Origin of the sequence: Aeromonas sp. R2-3, from assembly GCF_040908375.1 — a bacterium.
Taxonomy (GTDB): Bacteria; Pseudomonadota; Gammaproteobacteria; order Enterobacterales; family Aeromonadaceae; genus Aeromonas; species Aeromonas veronii.
The window spans coordinates 63805-79190 of record NZ_JBFODP010000005.1; the positions used below are offsets into that span (position 1 = coordinate 63805).

The 15386-nt window shown below is 60.2% G+C and carries 17 protein-coding genes; 15 read left to right on the top strand and 2 right to left on the bottom strand.

Going from position 1 to position 15386, the window contains the following annotated elements; all coding sequences use genetic code 11:
• Positions 1 to 76: 76 nt before the first annotated feature.
• The 6 genes from AB5Z02_RS02180 (at position 77) to galE (ending at position 6246) form a co-directional block, all read left to right on the top strand.
• Positions 77 to 556, top strand: coding sequence for a DUF1456 family protein (locus AB5Z02_RS02180; protein WP_368215132.1), 480 nt, complete (start codon positions 77 to 79; stop codon positions 554 to 556).
• A 34-nt stretch (positions 557 to 590) separates the two neighbouring features.
• A complete protein-coding gene (locus tag AB5Z02_RS02185) occupies positions 591 to 1478 on the top strand; it encodes an N-acetylmuramoyl-L-alanine amidase (RefSeq protein ID WP_368215134.1) in 888 nt (295 codons plus the stop codon).
• A 155-nt stretch (positions 1479 to 1633) separates the two neighbouring features.
• The gene (locus AB5Z02_RS02190) at positions 1634 to 2101 is read left to right on the top strand and encodes a Dps family protein (RefSeq protein ID WP_368215194.1); all 468 of its coding nucleotides are present in this window, start codon (positions 1634 to 1636) and stop codon (positions 2099 to 2101) included.
• 289 nt (positions 2102 to 2390) lie between these two features.
• On the top strand, positions 2391 to 4040 hold the full coding sequence (gene hcp / locus AB5Z02_RS02195) for a hydroxylamine reductase (RefSeq protein ID WP_368215195.1): 1650 nt from the start codon (positions 2391 to 2393) through the stop codon (positions 4038 to 4040).
• Between the two features lie 111 nt (positions 4041 to 4151).
• Positions 4152 to 5138 (top strand): FAD-binding oxidoreductase, encoded by a 987-nt coding sequence (locus tag AB5Z02_RS02200; RefSeq protein WP_368215135.1) that lies wholly within the window; start codon positions 4152 to 4154, stop codon positions 5136 to 5138.
• Positions 5139 to 5232: 94 nt separating this feature from the next.
• Positions 5233 to 6246, top strand: coding sequence for a UDP-glucose 4-epimerase GalE (gene galE, locus AB5Z02_RS02205; RefSeq protein WP_236303169.1), 1014 nt, complete (start codon positions 5233 to 5235; stop codon positions 6244 to 6246).
• Positions 6247 to 6316: 70 nt separating this feature from the next.
• On the opposite strand, the gene AB5Z02_RS02210 is transcribed toward galE, so the two are convergent.
• Entirely contained in the window at positions 6317 to 7018 is a 702-nt protein-coding gene (locus tag AB5Z02_RS02210) for a phosphatase PAP2 family protein (RefSeq protein ID WP_139735326.1), read from the bottom strand.
• A gap of 258 nt (positions 7019 to 7276) precedes the next feature.
• On the opposite strand from AB5Z02_RS02210, the gene mpl reads away from it, so the two are divergent.
• Both mpl and AB5Z02_RS02220 read left to right on the top strand, forming a co-directional pair.
• Positions 7277 to 8647 (top strand): UDP-N-acetylmuramate:L-alanyl-gamma-D-glutamyl-meso-diaminopimelate ligase, encoded by a 1371-nt coding sequence (gene mpl, locus AB5Z02_RS02215; protein ID WP_368215137.1) that lies wholly within the window; start codon positions 7277 to 7279, stop codon positions 8645 to 8647.
• Entirely contained in the window at positions 8644 to 9255 is a 612-nt protein-coding gene (locus AB5Z02_RS02220) for a flavin prenyltransferase UbiX (RefSeq protein ID WP_231719835.1), read from the top strand. The genes mpl and AB5Z02_RS02220 overlap by 4 nt, the downstream gene beginning before the upstream one ends.
• Before the next feature lie 72 nt (positions 9256 to 9327).
• Here the strand turns inward: AB5Z02_RS02220 and AB5Z02_RS02225 are convergent, their stop codons facing one another.
• Positions 9328 to 9942, bottom strand: a complete 615-nt coding sequence (locus AB5Z02_RS02225; protein ID WP_005335617.1) for a TetR/AcrR family transcriptional regulator — start codon at positions 9940 to 9942, stop codon at positions 9328 to 9330.
• Positions 9943 to 10143: 201 nt separating this feature from the next.
• Here AB5Z02_RS02225 and hpt point away from each other — a divergent pair, with 201 nt between their 5' ends.
• From hpt to AB5Z02_RS02260, 7 genes are all read left to right on the top strand, one after another.
• A complete protein-coding gene (hpt, locus tag AB5Z02_RS02230; protein ID WP_005335618.1) occupies positions 10144 to 10674 on the top strand; it encodes a hypoxanthine phosphoribosyltransferase in 531 nt (176 codons plus the stop codon).
• Between the two features lie 111 nt (positions 10675 to 10785).
• Positions 10786 to 11703 carry an ABC transporter ATP-binding protein gene (locus AB5Z02_RS02235; RefSeq protein WP_042063102.1) on the top strand — a complete coding sequence of 306 codons (918 nt, stop codon included), beginning with the start codon at positions 10786 to 10788 and terminating at the stop codon, positions 11701 to 11703.
• Positions 11700 to 12473: an ABC transporter permease gene (locus tag AB5Z02_RS02240; RefSeq protein WP_019445351.1), complete on the top strand. Its 774-nt coding sequence runs from the start codon at positions 11700 to 11702 to the stop codon at positions 12471 to 12473. The genes AB5Z02_RS02235 and AB5Z02_RS02240 overlap by 4 nt, the downstream gene beginning before the upstream one ends.
• Before the next feature lie 226 nt (positions 12474 to 12699).
• On the top strand, positions 12700 to 13851 hold the full coding sequence (locus AB5Z02_RS02245) for a double-cubane-cluster-containing anaerobic reductase (protein ID WP_368215139.1): 1152 nt from the start codon (positions 12700 to 12702) through the stop codon (positions 13849 to 13851).
• A gap of 9 nt (positions 13852 to 13860) precedes the next feature.
• On the top strand, positions 13861 to 14643 hold the full coding sequence (locus AB5Z02_RS02250; RefSeq protein ID WP_335837989.1) for an acyl-CoA dehydratase activase: 783 nt from the start codon (positions 13861 to 13863) through the stop codon (positions 14641 to 14643).
• A complete protein-coding gene (locus tag AB5Z02_RS02255) occupies positions 14640 to 14948 on the top strand; it encodes a DUF3343 domain-containing protein (protein WP_335837988.1) in 309 nt (102 codons plus the stop codon). The genes AB5Z02_RS02250 and AB5Z02_RS02255 overlap by 4 nt, the downstream gene beginning before the upstream one ends.
• A complete protein-coding gene (locus AB5Z02_RS02260; protein WP_368215141.1) occupies positions 14945 to 15382 on the top strand; it encodes a MauE/DoxX family redox-associated membrane protein in 438 nt (145 codons plus the stop codon). The genes AB5Z02_RS02255 and AB5Z02_RS02260 overlap by 4 nt, the downstream gene beginning before the upstream one ends.
• Positions 15383 to 15386: the final 4 nt, after the last annotated feature.

Below are 15386 nucleotides of genomic sequence, written 5' to 3' on the forward strand. Positions count from 1 at the left end.
AACTGTATCGGCCCCCGCTTTTTCTGACGCGAGGGCTGCCAGATGGTAAAGTTGCGCCGTTTACACAGGAGTCAGCATGACCAACAACGATATTCTGCGCCGTCTGCGCTACGCCCTCACCATCAGCAACGACCAGATGGTCGAGATGTTTGCCAAGGGCAACCTGACGGTCACTCACACCCAGCTGCACAGCTGGTTGATGAAAGAGGCGGCGGAAGGTGGAGAGCAAGAGGCAGGCTATGTCGCCTGTCCCGACTCGGCCCTGAGCCAGTTCCTCGACGGTTTCATCATCGCCCGCCGCGGCGTGCGGGAAGATGCACCGGCCCAGGTGATCCCGAACCGGATCAACAACAACATGATCCTGCGCAAGCTGCGCATCGGTCTCAACTTCAAGGAAGAGGATATGCTCGGCACCCTCAAGCTCGCCGACTTCAACCTCTCCAAGTCCGAGCTCAGTGCCCTGTTCCGCTCCAAGGATCACAAGCACTATCAGGATTGCGGGGATCAGATCCTGCGCAACTTCCTGATCGGCCTCACGGCCAAATACCGCGGCTAACCAGCCGCGCGACTGACCAGACCGGGCCTTCGACATGTGCCAGCGACTCACTCCTCCCACGCTCAGCAGACTGGCTGTGGCAGGGGGATGGCGCTGGCGCTGTCTTCTTCCCCCCTTCTTTCTGCCACTGGTTCTGCTGCTGGGTGGTTGTACTCCGTCCGAATACCAGCTCTCTACCCGCTATCAGAGCGCCAACCAGAACGAGCGGATCGCCTTTCTGATCCTCCATTACACCGACGAAGACGATGCCAACTCCCTGCGCCTGCTGACCGAGCCGGAGCACAAGGTGAGCGCACACTACCTGATCCCCCGCGACAGCCACGAGACACCGCTCACCGTCTATCAGCTGGTGCCGGACAGCGCGCGCGCCTGGCATGCCGGACGCAGCCGTTGGCACCAATATGCCGGGCTCAATGCCAGCTCTCTTGGCATCGAGATCGTCAACCTCGGCTATCCAGCAGAAGATGAGCCGCTGGCCCCCGATGCGCGGCGCTGGCAACCCTATACCCCGCAGCAGATTGCTGCCGTCGGCGCCCTCAGCCGCAAGCTGGTCGACCGTTACCGGATCCCGCCGACCCAGGTGCTGGCTCACAGCGACGTCGCCCCCGAGCGCAAGCAGGATCCCGGCCCCCACTTCCCCTGGCGTCAGCTCTATCTGGAGTATGGCGTCGGCGCCTGGCCTGATGAAAACCGGGTGGCAGAGCTGCTTGCCAACCCTCTGCTGGAATGGAGTGCCACCATGTGGCAACAACAGCTGGCCCGCTATGGCTATGGCCTGCCCCGGAGCGGCCAGTGGGATGAGCAGAGCCGCGCCGTCATGGGCGCCTTTCAGCTCCACTTTCGCGCCAGCAAGGTCGATAGCAAACCAGACCGCGAGTGTCAGGCCATCCTGATGGCGCTGCTGGAAAAATACTTCCCCTAATCCTCATCCACTACCCCTGTTGCTGCGTACTTTTTGATAGCCATTAGCTATCAAACAGTTAGGCACAAGCAATTGTCCCTGCATTTTGCAAGGCGTTACTCTGACTGCGTTCCGAAAGAGAATTTCAAACCGATTTCCAAATCTGGAGGTGAATGATGAAAAGCCCGATTGGTCTTGATACTGCTCAATCACAAGCCCTGGCAGCCGAGTTGAATAAATTGCTGGCCAGCTACCAGATCCTCTACATGAACGTGCGCGGCTTCCACTGGAATATCCGTGGCAACCAGTTCTTCGAACTGCACCTGAAATTTGAAGAGATTTACAACGACCTGCTGCTGAAAGTCGATGCACTGGCCGAGCGGATCCTGACCCTGGATGGCGTGCCAATGCACAGCTTCAGTGAATACCTGAAAGTCTCTGCCATCCCGGAGCAAAAAGGGCTGCACGATGGCCGCGCCTGTATCGAATCCTTGCTGGATAGCTTCCGCGAACTGCTGGTCGCCCAGCGCCGTATTCTGGGTCAGGCCGCCGAAGCCGGTGATGAAGGCACTGCCTCCATCCTCTCCGACTATGTGCAGCAGCAGGAAAAACTGGTCTGGATGCTGCGCGCTTATCTGGCCTGATAGTGAACCAAGCCGACTACAGCGTACGTATGCCGGCTTGAGTAAGTACCGGGCCGAAAGCTCCTGACCAGACCACGGCCCAATCCGTCTGATTGTTATGTTCTGTTGCAAACCTGAGTTGTCTCTCCTTTTATCCACCCGCTTGCCGCCCTGTTTGGGCGGCTTTTTTTGTTTTTGATCTGCATCAAGGGAATCTTAATTGGCAAATTGAATGCCTATTAAGTTTTTCGCGAGAGGAATAGAATCGCCACAAAACAGACAACTGAAATGTCCAATTAGGAGAGACATGATGTTTTGTGTGCAATGTGAACAGACAATTCGTACCCCGGCAGGCAACGGCTGTGCCTACGCACAAGGTATGTGCGGCAAGACGGCGGAAACCTCGGATCTGCAGGATGTACTGATCTATACCCTGCAGGGGCTCAGCGCCTGGGCGCTGGCCGCCCGCGAGCAGGGCATCATAGATCGCGAGATCGATGCCTTCGTGCCCAAGGCCTTCTTCGCCACCCTCACCAACGTCAACTTCGACTCGAATCGCATCGTGGCCTACGTCAATCAGACCCTCGCCTATCGCCAGCAGTTGGCCGATCGTCTGACCGCCATGGCGGTGCAGGTCAACGACTTGCCACAGTCCGCTTATTTCGAGCCAGGTGCCGAGCTGCTGGAACAACTTGCCCATGCCGCGCCAGCCGCCCCCAATCGGGGCAAGAACGAAGTGAACGAAGACATCATGGGGCTGCGTCTGCTCTGCCTCTACGGCCTCAAGGGCGCCGCCGCCTACATGGAGCACGCCCGGGTGCTGGATCAGCAGAGTGACGAGGTGGCCGCCGAATTCCACCGCATCATGAGCTGGCTAAGCACAGACCCGAGCGAAATGGGTCGGCTGTTCAGCTGTGCCATGGAGATCGGTCAGCTCAACTTCAAAATCATGGAGATGCTGGATCTCGGTGAAACCAGCGCCTTCGGCCATCCGGAGCCGACCCAGGTCAGGGTCACCCCGATCCCCGGCAAGTGCATTCTGGTCTCCGGCCACGACATGATGGATCTCAAGCTCATTCTGGAGCAGACCAAGGGAACCGGCATTCATGTCTACACCCACGGCGAGATGCTGCCCGCGCTGGCCTACCCCTTCTTCAAGCAGTACCCCCATCTGGTGGGTAACTACGGCTCCGCCTGGCAGAACCAGCAGAAGGAGTTTGCCAACTTCCCGGGCGCCGTAGTGATGACCTCCAACTGCATCATCGACCCGAATGTGGGCAACTACTCGGATCGCATCTTTACCCGCTCCATCGTCGGCTGGCCGGGCGTCACCCATCTGGAGGGGGATGATTTCTCCGCCGTGATCGCCAAGGCCCAAGCGCTGGAAGGCTTCAAGCACACCGAGCTCGAGCACTTCATCACCATCGGCTTTGCCCGCAACGCCCTGATGCAGGCTGCGCCCGCAGTGATTGAGAAGGTCAAAGCCGGGGAGATCAGCCACTTCTTCCTGGTGGGTGGCTGTGACGGCGACAAGGCCGAGCGCGCCTACTTCACCGAGTTTGCCAAGGCGGCGCCGCGCGACAGCCTGCTGCTCACCCTGGGATGCGGCAAATACAAGTTCAACAAGCTCGACTTTGGCGACATCGGCGGCATTCCGCGTCTGCTGGACGTGGGTCAGTGCAATGATGCCTACTCCGCCATCCAGTTGGCGCTGGCGCTCTCCGAAGCGTTCGAGTGCGGTGTCAACGATCTGCCGCTGACGCTGGTGCTCTCCTGGTTCGAGCAAAAAGCCATCGTCATTCTGCTCACCCTGCTCTCCCTCGGGGTGAAAGACATTCGTACCGGCCCGACCGCCCCCGCCTTCCTCACCCCGGCGCTGCTCAAGGTACTGGAGGAGCAGTTTGGCCTGAAAGGGACCACCACGGCCGAGGCTGACTTGGCCGAGATCCTGGCAGCCTGATCGGCACCTCATGCTGTAAGCGTTTGGCGAGCCGCCCGGCTCGCCTTTTTTCTGGATCCGGCTTTTTCACCAGACGTTTTTCAACCCGTTTCAAACCTAAGGAGCCTTGTGATGACCTCTCTCACCCTCACCTGCATTGGCCGCCAACAGAACACCCACGACGTCGTGAGCTGGCAACTGGTGCCGCTTTCCGGCAGCCTCCCTCCCGTACTGGCTGGCCAGTGCATCACCCTGCATACCGAGATTGACGGCCAGACGGAGTGCCGCGCCTATACCCTCTCCTCCAGCCCGCAGGATGCATGCTGGCAAGTGACTATCAAGTATGTGGGACGGGTCTCTCGCCATCTGCACCAGACCCTGCAAGTGGGCGACGAGATCCGGGCCGATGGCCCGTTCGGCGATTTCAACCTGACCGCCTTGCCTTGCGAACGGCCACTGCTGCTCAGTGCCGGTTCCGGCATCACCCCCATGTGGTCCATGTTGCGGGACGAGCTGGCCAAACGGCCGGATGCCGATATCCGCTTTATCCATAGCGCCCGCTCGCCAGCAGATGTGATCTTCGCAAATGACTTGGCTGCACTGGCTGAGGCCCATGCCGGTGTACGCCATGCCCTGATTCTGGAAGATGCCCCAGCAGATCACCCCTGGATTGGCCGACTCACCCCCGCCATGCTGGCCGAACTGGCTCCAGATCTGCTCGAACGCCATGTCTATCTCTGCGGCCCGGCCCCCTATATGGCGGCGGTCAGAACCATGCTGACGGAGCTGGGATTGCCGCCGGAGCAACTGCATCAGGAGTCCTTTGGTCTTCCTCCCGCAGAGCCCGCCACCACCAGCGACCACTTCTGGCTGACCCTGAAAAAGAGCGGCAAAAAGGTGAAGATCCTGCCGGGTCAGACCCTGCTGGCGGCACTGGAAGCGGCGGGCGAAACCATAATGGCGGCTTGTCGCGCCGGGGTATGTGGCAGCTGTCGTTGCACCACCACAGGTGACATCGAGCGCCAGAGCGTGATGACCTTGAGTGCTCAGGATCTGGAGAGCGGCGTTGCTCTGGCCTGCTCCTGCACCGCGAAAGGGGATATCAGTCTCGATTATTGAGGTATACAACGGGTGTCATTGGCATCTCAACCTTTTCCCGAGCGGGCAGGACGGGTAGACTCTGCCCCAGTTTCACCAGAACACGGGATAAAAAATGACAATACTGGTCACAGGGGGCGCTGGCTATATCGGCTCCCATACCTTGGTTGAGCTGCTGGGCGCGGGGCAGCAGGTCGTGGTACTCGACAACCTCTCCAACTCCTCACCGGAGTCACTCAAGCGGGTCGAGCAGATCACCGGCAAGCCGGTCACCTTCATCGAAGGGGATGTGCTGGACAGAGCCTGCCTGCAGCAGCTGTTTGCCAACCACCAGATCGAATCGGTCATCCACTTCGCCGGCCTCAAGGCGGTCGGAGAGTCGAGCCAGATCCCGCTCACCTACTACCAGAACAACATCAGCGGCACTCTGGTGCTGTGCGAAGAGATGGCCAAGGCTGGCGTTTTCCGGCTGGTATTCAGCTCCTCGGCCACCGTCTATGGCGATCCCGCTTCTGTACCGCTGCGGGAAGATTTCCCCACCAGCGCCACCAACCCCTACGGCCGCTCCAAGCTGATGGTGGAGGAGATCCTGCGCGATCTCGCCAAATCCGATCCCCGCTGGGCTATCGTACTGCTGCGTTACTTCAACCCGGTCGGCGCCCACGAGAGCGGCCTGATTGGTGAAGATCCCAACGGCATCCCCAACAACCTGCTGCCCTATATCAGCCAGGTGGGTGTCGGCAAGCTCAAGGAGCTGGGGGTATTTGGCAACGACTACCCGACCCCGGATGGCACCGGCGTACGCGACTACATCCATGTGGTGGATCTCGCCATCGGTCACCTGAAAGCACTGGCACGCATCAAGAGCGACACCGGCGTCTTCACCTACAACCTGGGCACAGGTCAAGGCTACTCGGTACTGGAGATGGTCAAGGCGTTTGAAGCGGCCAGCGGCCGACCCATTCCCTACCAGATCAAACCCCGTCGCCCGGGCGACATCGCCGAGTGCTGGGCAGAGCCGACGCTGGCCCGTGCCGAGCTGGGCTGGCAGGCAGAGCGCGGTCTGGAGCAGATGATGGTCGATACCTGGCGCTGGCAAAGCAACAACCCTAACGGTTATCAAGGCTGATGATCTAGCGGGTGGATAACAAAACGCCCCGACATTTTCATGTCGGGGCGTTTTATTTTGCGACGTTCAATCAGTGGGTCTGACTGCGCAGCAGCGGCACACGGGCCAATCGGGGGGCAATGCGCTCTATCAGCCGATCAGCCAGCGGGGTCAGCAGCAACCAGGGCAGGCAGAGGGTCGCCAGCCCCAGCGCGCCGACGTAGACATCGGTAAACCAGTGGGCGCCAGCCAGAATGCGCGGCGCGGAAAAGATCGGCACCATCAGCAATGCGGTGACTCCCGCCCAGCGCGGCAGATAGCGCAGGGCAAAACCGGCGAAGATCATCAGGAACAGGGCGTGATCCCCCGGGAAGCTATCACCGGAAGAGTCCTTGGTCGGAATAGCGCTGATCTGGGTCACCCGCAGCGCATCAGCCACCATCAGGGTCGGGCTGGGTCGCTCCACCGGCAATCGGTGACCAAGCTGGTTGATCACCAGAGCACTCAGCAGCATCACTATGCCCATCGCCACCAGCTGGCGACGACCCGCCAAATCCCGGGCGAAGAAGCAGCGGGCCAGGATCAGCCCCATACAGGCCAGCACCGCCAGATCGAACAGCCGGTTATTGGTGATGGCCACCAGATCGGCCCACAGAGCCGACTGCCCGAGCCAGCCGTTAACGGTATGAAAAATCGCGAGGTCCCACTGATCCCAGGGACCATGAGCAGGCAACGCAGCCCAACTGATGGCCACTAGACCACCGACCAGATAGCAAAGCAGGAACTTGCCCATGGGGACTCTCCTTTAGAAAAGGGCGATATCGTAAAACTGTAGAGTGCGTCACAAAACCGAAGAATTGTAAGAAAGTGCGACACAATATAAAGCCTCAAATAAAGCCCACAAGCCCATTCCAATCTCGCATATCCCAACAGCGCCAAGATTTCTGCCTCCGGTGCTGCATCTGTGGGCCTCTCACCATGAGTGCGGCTTGTGCCACCACCGCAACACCCCCTAGAATGCGCACTTCCCTTTACTGCGAAAGGAAGCGGTATGCATATTCACATTCTCGGGATCTGCGGCACCTTTATGGGTGGTCTGGCGGTGTTGGCAAAACAGCTTGGTTACCGGGTGACCGGTTCGGATGCCAATGTCTATCCCCCCATGAGTACCCAGCTCGAGCAACAGGGCATCGAACTGACCGAAGGCTATGACCCCTCCCAACTCGATCCGGCGCCGGATCTGGTGGTGATTGGCAACGCCATGAGCCGCGGCAACCCCTGTGTTGAATATGTGCTGGACCGCAATCTGCCCTACATCTCCGGCCCCCAGTGGCTGCTGGAGCACGTGCTGCAGGATCGCTGGGTGTTGGCCGTTGCCGGCACCCACGGCAAGACCACCACCGCCAGCATGCTGGCCTGGGTGCTGGAGTACGCCAAACTGGAACCCGGTTTCCTTATTGGCGGCGTGCCGGGCAACTTCCCGGTCTCCGCCCGTCTCGGCTCTGCCCCCTTCTTCGTCATCGAAGCGGACGAGTATGACTGCGCCTTCTTCGACAAACGCTCCAAGTTCGTCCACTACCATCCGCGCACCCTGGTGATGAACAATCTGGAGTTCGACCATGCGGACATCTTCCCGGATCTCGCCGCGATCCAGCGCCAGTTCCACCACCTGATGCGCACCGTGCCGAGCAACGGCCGGGTGCTGTTCCCGCAAGCGGATGACAACCTCACCGCCGTACGCAAGATGGGCTGCTGGAGCGAAGTGGAGCTGGTAGGTCAGGACGACGCCAAGTGGAAGGCGGTCAAGCTGGCCAATGACGGCTCCGCCTTCGAGGTGTGGCTGGATGGTGAAAAACAGGGCGAGGTGCACTGGGAGTGCATCGGCGAGCACAACGTCAACAATGGCCTGATGGCCATCGCTGCCGCCCGCCACGCCGGTGTCATGGTGGAGCATGGCATCGCCGCCCTCTGCCAGTTCAAATCCCCCAAACGGCGGATGGAGCTCAAGGGCGAAGTGGCGGGCATCAGCGTCTATGACGACTTTGCCCACCACCCCACCGCCATCGAGACCACCCTCGGCGGCCTGCGCGCCAAGGTAGGCAGCTCACGTATTCTGGCGGTGCTGGAGCCTCGCTCCAACACCATGAAGCTGGGGGTTCACAAGGAGGAGCTGGCTGGCTGCTTCGATGGCGCCGATGAAGTGTTCTTCTTCCAGCCGCCCAACATCGGCTGGGATCTCGGCGAGGTGACCGCCCATATGACCCGACCGGCCAAGGTATTCAATGATCTGGAGACCCTGATCAACCGGCTGGTGGCCGAGAGCCGCGATGGCGACCATATTCTGATCATGAGCAACGGCGGCTTCGGTGGCATTCATGACAAGCTGATCGCCCGCCTCAAGGATTACCACGGCGAACTATGAACAAAGCGATCACCCTGGCGTTGACCGGCGCCTCCGGCGCCCCCTACGCCCTGCGCCTGCTCCAGTGTCTGGTGCAGGCGGACTATCGGGTCTACCTGCTCGCCTCATCGGCGGCTCGTGTGGTACTCAAGACCGAGCAGCAGCAGGATTGGCCGAGCTCGCCGAAAGAGCTCTCTGCTTATCTCTGTCGCCAATATGGCGCCAAGGAGGGGCAGATTGTCGCCTGCGGCAAGGAGGAGTGGTTCTCGCCGGTGGCCTCCGGTTCGGCCGCGCCCAAACAGATGGTGGTCTGCCCCTGCTCTATGGGCACCGTCTCGGCCATTGCCAACGGCACCTCCGACAACCTGCTGGAACGGGCGGCGGATGTGGTGATCAAGGAGCGCGGCCAACTGATCCTGGTGCCCCGCGAAACCCCCTTCTCGGCGATCCATCTGGAGAACATGCTGAAACTGGCACGGCTCGGGGTGACCATCATGCCCGCTGCCCCCGGTTTCTATCATGAGCCGAAAAGCATCGCCGATCTGGTGGACTTTATGGTCGCCCGCATCCTCGATCATCTGGGTGTCGAGCATGAGTTGACCCACCGCTGGGGCTATGGCCACCACTGAGCGGACCGCCATATCCGGCCATAAAAAAACGGCGCCACTCAATGAGTGACGCCGTTTTTTCGTTAAGCCGTGTTAGCGAGCCTGAATTGGCGCCGTCACGTACTTGAACAGGAAATCAGTCACCTCTTGACGCACCGGGCGCTGAGGTTGATTGATCATCTGCATCATCACATAGCCAAAACCGGTCAGAGAGCGGGCCAGATCCTGTGCTGACAGCACGCTGGTGATCTCCCCTGCATCCATGGCGGTTTGCAGCTCGCTGGCGATCAGCTCAAGGCACTGATCGAGCAGCCGGGTATAGCGGGGCCATACCTCTTCCCGAACCGATGAGCTCCACTCCAGCCAGATACCGGCATAATCCGGTTGATCGTAGGCGGCATCGACAGAGAGGCGTACATGACGCTGGATCTTGTCGAAAATGGAGCCCTGGTCACCGTATGCCTGCGACAGCATCTGGTTCACAAAGCGTTCGATCTCGGCCAGCACCTCATCTACCAACTCCTCGCGGGTGTTGAAATAGTTGAAGACGGTAGCCACAGAGACCTTGGCCTGTTCGGCTATCTCGGCGTGACCTGCACGGCCAATGCCGCGACGGGAGAACACCTCGATGGCACATTCCATCAATTGGGAGCGACGAGCTTCCGGCGACAGCCGGGTACGACGTCTTATTTCTGCGCGTGGTTCCATAGTTTTTATCATCTAATAGTTATTGATTATGGTGTTTATAGTATTTTAACTAATCATGCCTGAGTGCCTGCTAACTCTATCAATTAAAATAAGCCGATAAAAGCACCACGTATCTCTAGCACCCTTCAACATGAGTGGTAGAATCATCGGTTTTGATATTCATGAACGGCCAAATCCCCTTTGGCCTTATGGGAGTAAGTGATGAAACACACCGTCGAGGTGATGATCTCCGAGGCTGAAGTAGCCGCCCGGATCGCCAAATTGGGTGAAGAGATCACCGCCCGCTATCAGGGTTCTGACGAAGTCGTGATGATTGCGCTGCTGCGCGGTTCCTGCATCTTCCTGGCCGACCTCTGCCGCCAGTGCCAGCTGCCCATCACCCTGGACTTCATGACCGCCTCCAGCTACGGCTCCGGCATGCACAGCACCCGTGACGTCCGCATCCTCAAAGACCTGGACGATGACATCAAGGGCAAGGATGTGGTGATCGTGGAAGACATCATCGACACCGGTTACACCCTCAACAAGGTGCGCGAGATCCTCTCCCTGCGCGAGCCGAAATCCCTGGCCATCTGCACCCTGCTGGACAAACCCTCCCGCCGCGAAGTGCAGGTGCCGGTCGACTGGATTGGCTTCGCCATTCCGGACGAATTCGTGGTCGGCTGTGGCATCGACTACGCCCAGAAGTACCGCAACCTGCCGTTTATCGGCAAAGTGGTACCCCAGGAGTAAGCCAGGTTCAGGAATATCACGGGTGAAGCGGCCTTGCGCCCTTTACTCTGTGCAGGCGGCCTTGGCCGCCTTTTCTGTATCGAGCCGGATTCAACCATCACAGAGGTTGCAATGAACGCACTGGAAATCAGCGGCCTGAAAAAGACCTATCAGGGGGGCGTCGAAGCCCTTAAAGGCATCGATCTTACCGTCAGGCAGGGGGATTTCTTCGCCCTGCTCGGCCCCAACGGCGCGGGCAAATCCACCACCATCGGCGTCATCAGCTCGCTGGTGAACAAGAGCGCCGGCAAGGTGAAGGTGTTTGGCTACGACATCGACAGCGATCTCGAACAGGCCAAGGCCCAGCTCGGACTGGTGCCGCAGGAGTTCAACTTCAGCCAGTTCGAGAAGGTGATCCAGATTGTCACCCATCAGGCCGGTTTCTACGGCGTGCCCAAGGCGGAAGCCAAGATCCGCGCCGAGAAGTACCTGCGTCAGCTCGATCTGTGGGAGAAGCGCGACATGCCTGCCCGCACCCTCTCCGGCGGCATGAAGCGTCGCCTGATGATCGCCCGCGCCCTGATGCACGAGCCCAAACTGCTGATCCTCGATGAACCGACCGCAGGGGTCGATATCGAGATCCGCCGCTCCATGTGGACCTTCCTCAAGGAGCTCAACGAGCAGGGCGTCACTATCATCCTCACCACCCACTATTTGGAAGAGGCCGAGATGCTTTGCCGCAACATCGGCATCATCGACAAGGGTCGTCTGATCGAGAACACCAGCATGAAAAACCTGCTGGGCAAGCTGGGTCGCGAGACCTTCCTGCTCGACCTTGCGCCAGGTTCTGCCGTACCCGAGGTGCCAGAGTTCAACGGCCGCATGCCGGATGAGCGCACCCTCGAGGTGGATCTCGACAAGAGCCAGTCACTCAACAGCCTGTTCGAGCAGCTGTCGAACCAGCAGGTGCAGGTCGTGAGCATGCGCAACAAGGCCAACCGGCTGGAAGAGCTGTTCGTCAATCTGGTCGAAGAGGGGAGAAAAGCATGAATCTGGCCATCTACTACATCGCCTTCAAGAGCATTCTGGCCAAGGAGGTGAGCCGCTTCACCCGGATCTGGATCCAGACCCTGGTGCCACCGGCCATCACCATGAGCCTCTACTTCGTCATCTTCGGCAACCTGATCGGTTCGCGCATCGGTGACATGGGCGGTTTCACCTACATGGAGTTCATCGTGCCCGGCCTCATCATGATGTCGGTGATCACCAACTCCTACTCCAACGTCGCCTCCTCCTTCTTCAGCGCCAAGTTCCAGCGCAATATCGAGGAGATGCTGGTGGCGCCGGTGCCCAACTACGTCATCATCGCAGGTTACGTGGGCGGAGGCGTGGCACGCGGCCTCTGTGTAGGCCTCATCGTCACCCTGGTGTCGCTGTTCTTCGTGCCGCTGCAGATCCACCATCTGTTCAGCGTCTGCTTCACCGTGCTGCTCACCGCCATCCTCTTCTCGCTGGGTGGCCTTATCAACGCGGTGTTTGCCAAGACCTTCGACGACATCAGCATCATCCCCACCTTCGTGCTGACACCGCTCACCTATCTGGGCGGGGTGTTCTACTCCATCAGCCTGCTGCCCCCCTTCTGGCAGGGTGTCTCCCAGGTGAACCCCATCATCTACATGGTGAACGCGTTCCGTTACGGTTTCCTCGGTATCTCCGATGTGCCGCTCGGCACCGCCTACCTCATCATCATCGGCTTTATCGTGGCCCTCTACGGTATCGCTTGGTGGCTCATCTCCCGCGGCACCGGCCTGCGCCACTGATTGCCAAAACGGGCACCTCGCGGTGCCCGTTTTTTATTCCCCCTGTAGCCCCTTCAACCTGCCAGCCCCCTTCCCAATAACCAGCCTGTTATTAAGGCTTTACCTGACACCTTGTGATCCACCGCAATTTTCGAATTACCCCCAAAGGTATAATTCTCGCGGTTGGATGTGCCGTCACGGATGGCTCGTCCGTCTCTTCATTTCTCTCATCAGGGCAGGATCGCCTATGTCACTTATCACCGAGTTGCCAGCCATTTTCGATAGTTTTTCAGATGCCCGTCGTCAGGGCTTTCTGGCTGTGATGGCACTCAAGGAGCGACAGATCCCCCTGGTCGGCACCTACTGCACCTTTATGCCGCAGGAGGTGGCGATGGCCGCCGGCGCGGTGGTGGTATCGCTCTGCTCCACCAGCGACGAGACCATCGAGGAGGCCGAGAAAGACCTGCCCCGCAACCTCTGCCCGCTGATCAAAAGCAGCTATGGTTTCGGCAAGACCGACAAGTGCCCCTACTTCTACTTCTCCGATCTGGTGGTGGGCGAAACCACCTGTGACGGCAAGAAGAAGATGTACGAGTACATGGCCGAGTTCAAACCGGTGCATGTGATGCAGCTGCCCAATCGCGCCGATGACGAGGCCTCCCGCACCCTGTGGCGCAGCGAAATCGTCCGCTTCAAGGAGTTGCTGGAGCAGCAGTTCGGCAACCCCATCAGCGAGCAGGCGCTGCGCGACGCCATCGTGCTGAAAAACCGCGAACGCCGCGCACTGGCCGATTTCTACCGGCTGGGTCAGCTCAACCCGCCGGCGCTGAGCGGCACCGACCTGCTCAAGGTGGTCTATGGCGCAACCTTCCGCTTCGACAAGGAGCAGCTCATCAGCGAGCTGCAGGAGATGACCCGCCGCATCAAGGCCGAGTATGACGAGGGCAAGCGGCTCGATGCCCGCCCGCGCATCCTCATCACCGGCTGCCCCATCGGCGGCGCCGCCGACAAGGTAGTGCGCCTTATCGAGGAGCACGGCGGCTGGGTGGTGGGCTACGAGAACTGCACCGGCGCCAAGGCGACCGAGCAGTGCGTCAGGGAAGAAGGCGACCCGTTCGATGCGCTGACCGACAAGTATCTGGCTATCGGCTGTTCCTGTATATCCCCCAACCACCAGCGCATGAATCTGCTGAGCCAGATGGTGGAGGAGTATCAGGCAGACGGGGTGATCGATGTGATCCTGCAGGCCTGCCACACCTATGCGGTGGAGTCGCTCGCCATCAAGCGCCATGTACGCGAACGCCACGGCATCCCCTACATGGCGGTCGAGACCGACTACTCCAGTGCCGACAAGGGACAGCTGGCCACCCGGCTGGCAGCCTTTATAGAGATGCTATAAGGAGGCGCCGTGTCACTCTCCATCGGGATTGACTCGGGCTCCACCGCGACCAAGGGGATCCTGTTCGACAGCCGGGATGGCGGGCGCATCGTCCGCCGTTTTCTGGTGCCGACCCCCTTTCGTCCGCTGGCCGCCATCGAGCAAGGCTGGGAGGAGCTCTCGGCCGATTTGCCAGAGCGCCCCCACCTGACCCTGACCGGCTATGGCCGCGATCTGGCGTCGTTCGCCAATCGGCGGGTTACCGAGATCTCCTGCCACGGGCTGGGGGCTCGCCTGCTCTGCCCGTCGGTACACACCGTCATCGACATCGGCGGGCAGGATAGCAAGGTGATCCAGCTCGATAGCGACGGCAACCTCACCGACTTTCTGATGAACGACAAGTGCGCCGCCGGTACCGGTCGCTTTCTCGAGGTGATCACCCGCACTCTGGGTGCGCGGGTCGAGCAGCTTGACGAACTGCTGCAAGGGGCCGAGCCCCACGACATCAGCAGCATGTGCACCGTGTTTGCCGAATCGGAGGCGATCAGCCTGCGCTCGGCGGGCATTCCGGCCGAGTCGATCCTGGCCGGTATCGTCCGCGCCATGGCCCGGCGCAGTGCCAATTTTATCGGCCGCCTCGGCGCCCGACCGAGCGTGCTCTTTACCGGCGGCGTCAGCCACTGCGCCACCTTCCGTCACTATCTGGCCGAAGGGTTGGGCTGCGACGTGGCCACCCACCCGGATGCCCAGTTTGCCGGTGCGCTGGGTGCCGCCCTGTTCGGCGCGCGCGCCAGCACGGGAGGCAAATCATGAATCAGGAGTTTCTCTACCTGTTCCACTCCACCCTCGGCACAGTCAGACTGCGCAAGCGGTTGGAGCAACATGGCCAGCAGTTTCGGGTCTGCGACGTGCCGCGCCTGCTCAGCGCCGGCTGTGGCCTCGCCATTCGCCTCCACTGCCCGCCCGAGGAGTGGCAGCAGTGGTGTCAGAACGGTGAAACCGCCGCCGTCTTTCGCTGCGAAGCGGACGGCGACTATCAGGAGCTGGCCCGCTATCCGGCCGATAGCCCGGACATGGCGAAGCAAACGCCTGTGGCTGGCAGTCGGAGTCATGGATGATAAAGAGCTATCCCATCGCCGTTTATTTGCGCATGCTGGCCAATCTGGCGCTGGGGGGATTCTTCCTCGCCTCCGCCGGGTTCAAGCTGGCCTCCCCCGCCCTGTTCATCGATCAGATCGGCGCCTTTGGCCTGATCTGGCCGCCGCTGATCCCGTTCGCCGCCTGGGGGCTGATCGCCCTTGAGCTCTGCGCCGGGCTTGCAGTCATCGCCAACCGGCGCTGGGGATTGTGGCTGGTGATCGGGCTGCTCGCCCTGTTTCTTCCGGTGTTGGGCTATGGCGTTGCCATCGGGCTCGACATCTCTTGCGGCTGTCTGGGCAGGGCTGATCTCAGCTCGCTGCCGGAGGCCATTGTGCGGGATCTGCTGCTACTGACGCTTGCGGGCGCCCTGCTGCGAACTTCCCGCCCCGTTTTTCCCGTTCCAAAGGAGTAGTGAC

What these genes read in the sequence shown, in the direction of transcription:
- AB5Z02_RS02220 (WP_231719835.1), top strand. Translation starts at nt 8,644, where the DNA reads ATGAACAAAGCGATCACCCTGGCGTTGACCGGCGCCTCCGGCGCCCCC.
- AB5Z02_RS02245 (WP_368215139.1), top strand. Translation starts at nt 12,700, where the DNA reads ATGTCACTTATCACCGAGTTGCCAGCCATTTTCGATAGTTTTTCAGAT.
- AB5Z02_RS02260 (WP_368215141.1), top strand. Translation starts at nt 14,945, where the DNA reads ATGATAAAGAGCTATCCCATCGCCGTTTATTTGCGCATGCTGGCCAAT.
- AB5Z02_RS02190 (WP_368215194.1), top strand. Translation starts at nt 1,634, where the DNA reads ATGAAAAGCCCGATTGGTCTTGATACTGCTCAATCACAAGCCCTGGCA.
- hpt (WP_005335618.1), top strand. Translation starts at nt 10,144, where the DNA reads ATGAAACACACCGTCGAGGTGATGATCTCCGAGGCTGAAGTAGCCGCC.
- AB5Z02_RS02180 (WP_368215132.1), top strand. Translation starts at nt 77, where the DNA reads ATGACCAACAACGATATTCTGCGCCGTCTGCGCTACGCCCTCACCATC.
- AB5Z02_RS02235 (WP_042063102.1), top strand. Translation starts at nt 10,786, where the DNA reads ATGAACGCACTGGAAATCAGCGGCCTGAAAAAGACCTATCAGGGGGGC.
- AB5Z02_RS02200 (WP_368215135.1), top strand. Translation starts at nt 4,152, where the DNA reads ATGACCTCTCTCACCCTCACCTGCATTGGCCGCCAACAGAACACCCAC.
- AB5Z02_RS02185 (WP_368215134.1), top strand. Translation starts at nt 591, where the DNA reads ATGTGCCAGCGACTCACTCCTCCCACGCTCAGCAGACTGGCTGTGGCA.
- AB5Z02_RS02240 (WP_019445351.1), top strand. Translation starts at nt 11,700, where the DNA reads ATGAATCTGGCCATCTACTACATCGCCTTCAAGAGCATTCTGGCCAAG.
- AB5Z02_RS02255 (WP_335837988.1), top strand. Translation starts at nt 14,640, where the DNA reads ATGAATCAGGAGTTTCTCTACCTGTTCCACTCCACCCTCGGCACAGTC.
- mpl (WP_368215137.1), top strand. Translation starts at nt 7,277, where the DNA reads ATGCATATTCACATTCTCGGGATCTGCGGCACCTTTATGGGTGGTCTG.
- AB5Z02_RS02210 (WP_139735326.1), bottom strand. Translation starts at nt 7,018, where the DNA reads ATGGGCAAGTTCCTGCTTTGCTATCTGGTCGGTGGTCTAGTGGCCATC.
- AB5Z02_RS02225 (WP_005335617.1), bottom strand. Translation starts at nt 9,942, where the DNA reads ATGGAACCACGCGCAGAAATAAGACGTCGTACCCGGCTGTCGCCGGAA.
- galE (WP_236303169.1), top strand. Translation starts at nt 5,233, where the DNA reads ATGACAATACTGGTCACAGGGGGCGCTGGCTATATCGGCTCCCATACC.
- hcp (WP_368215195.1), top strand. Translation starts at nt 2,391, where the DNA reads ATGTTTTGTGTGCAATGTGAACAGACAATTCGTACCCCGGCAGGCAAC.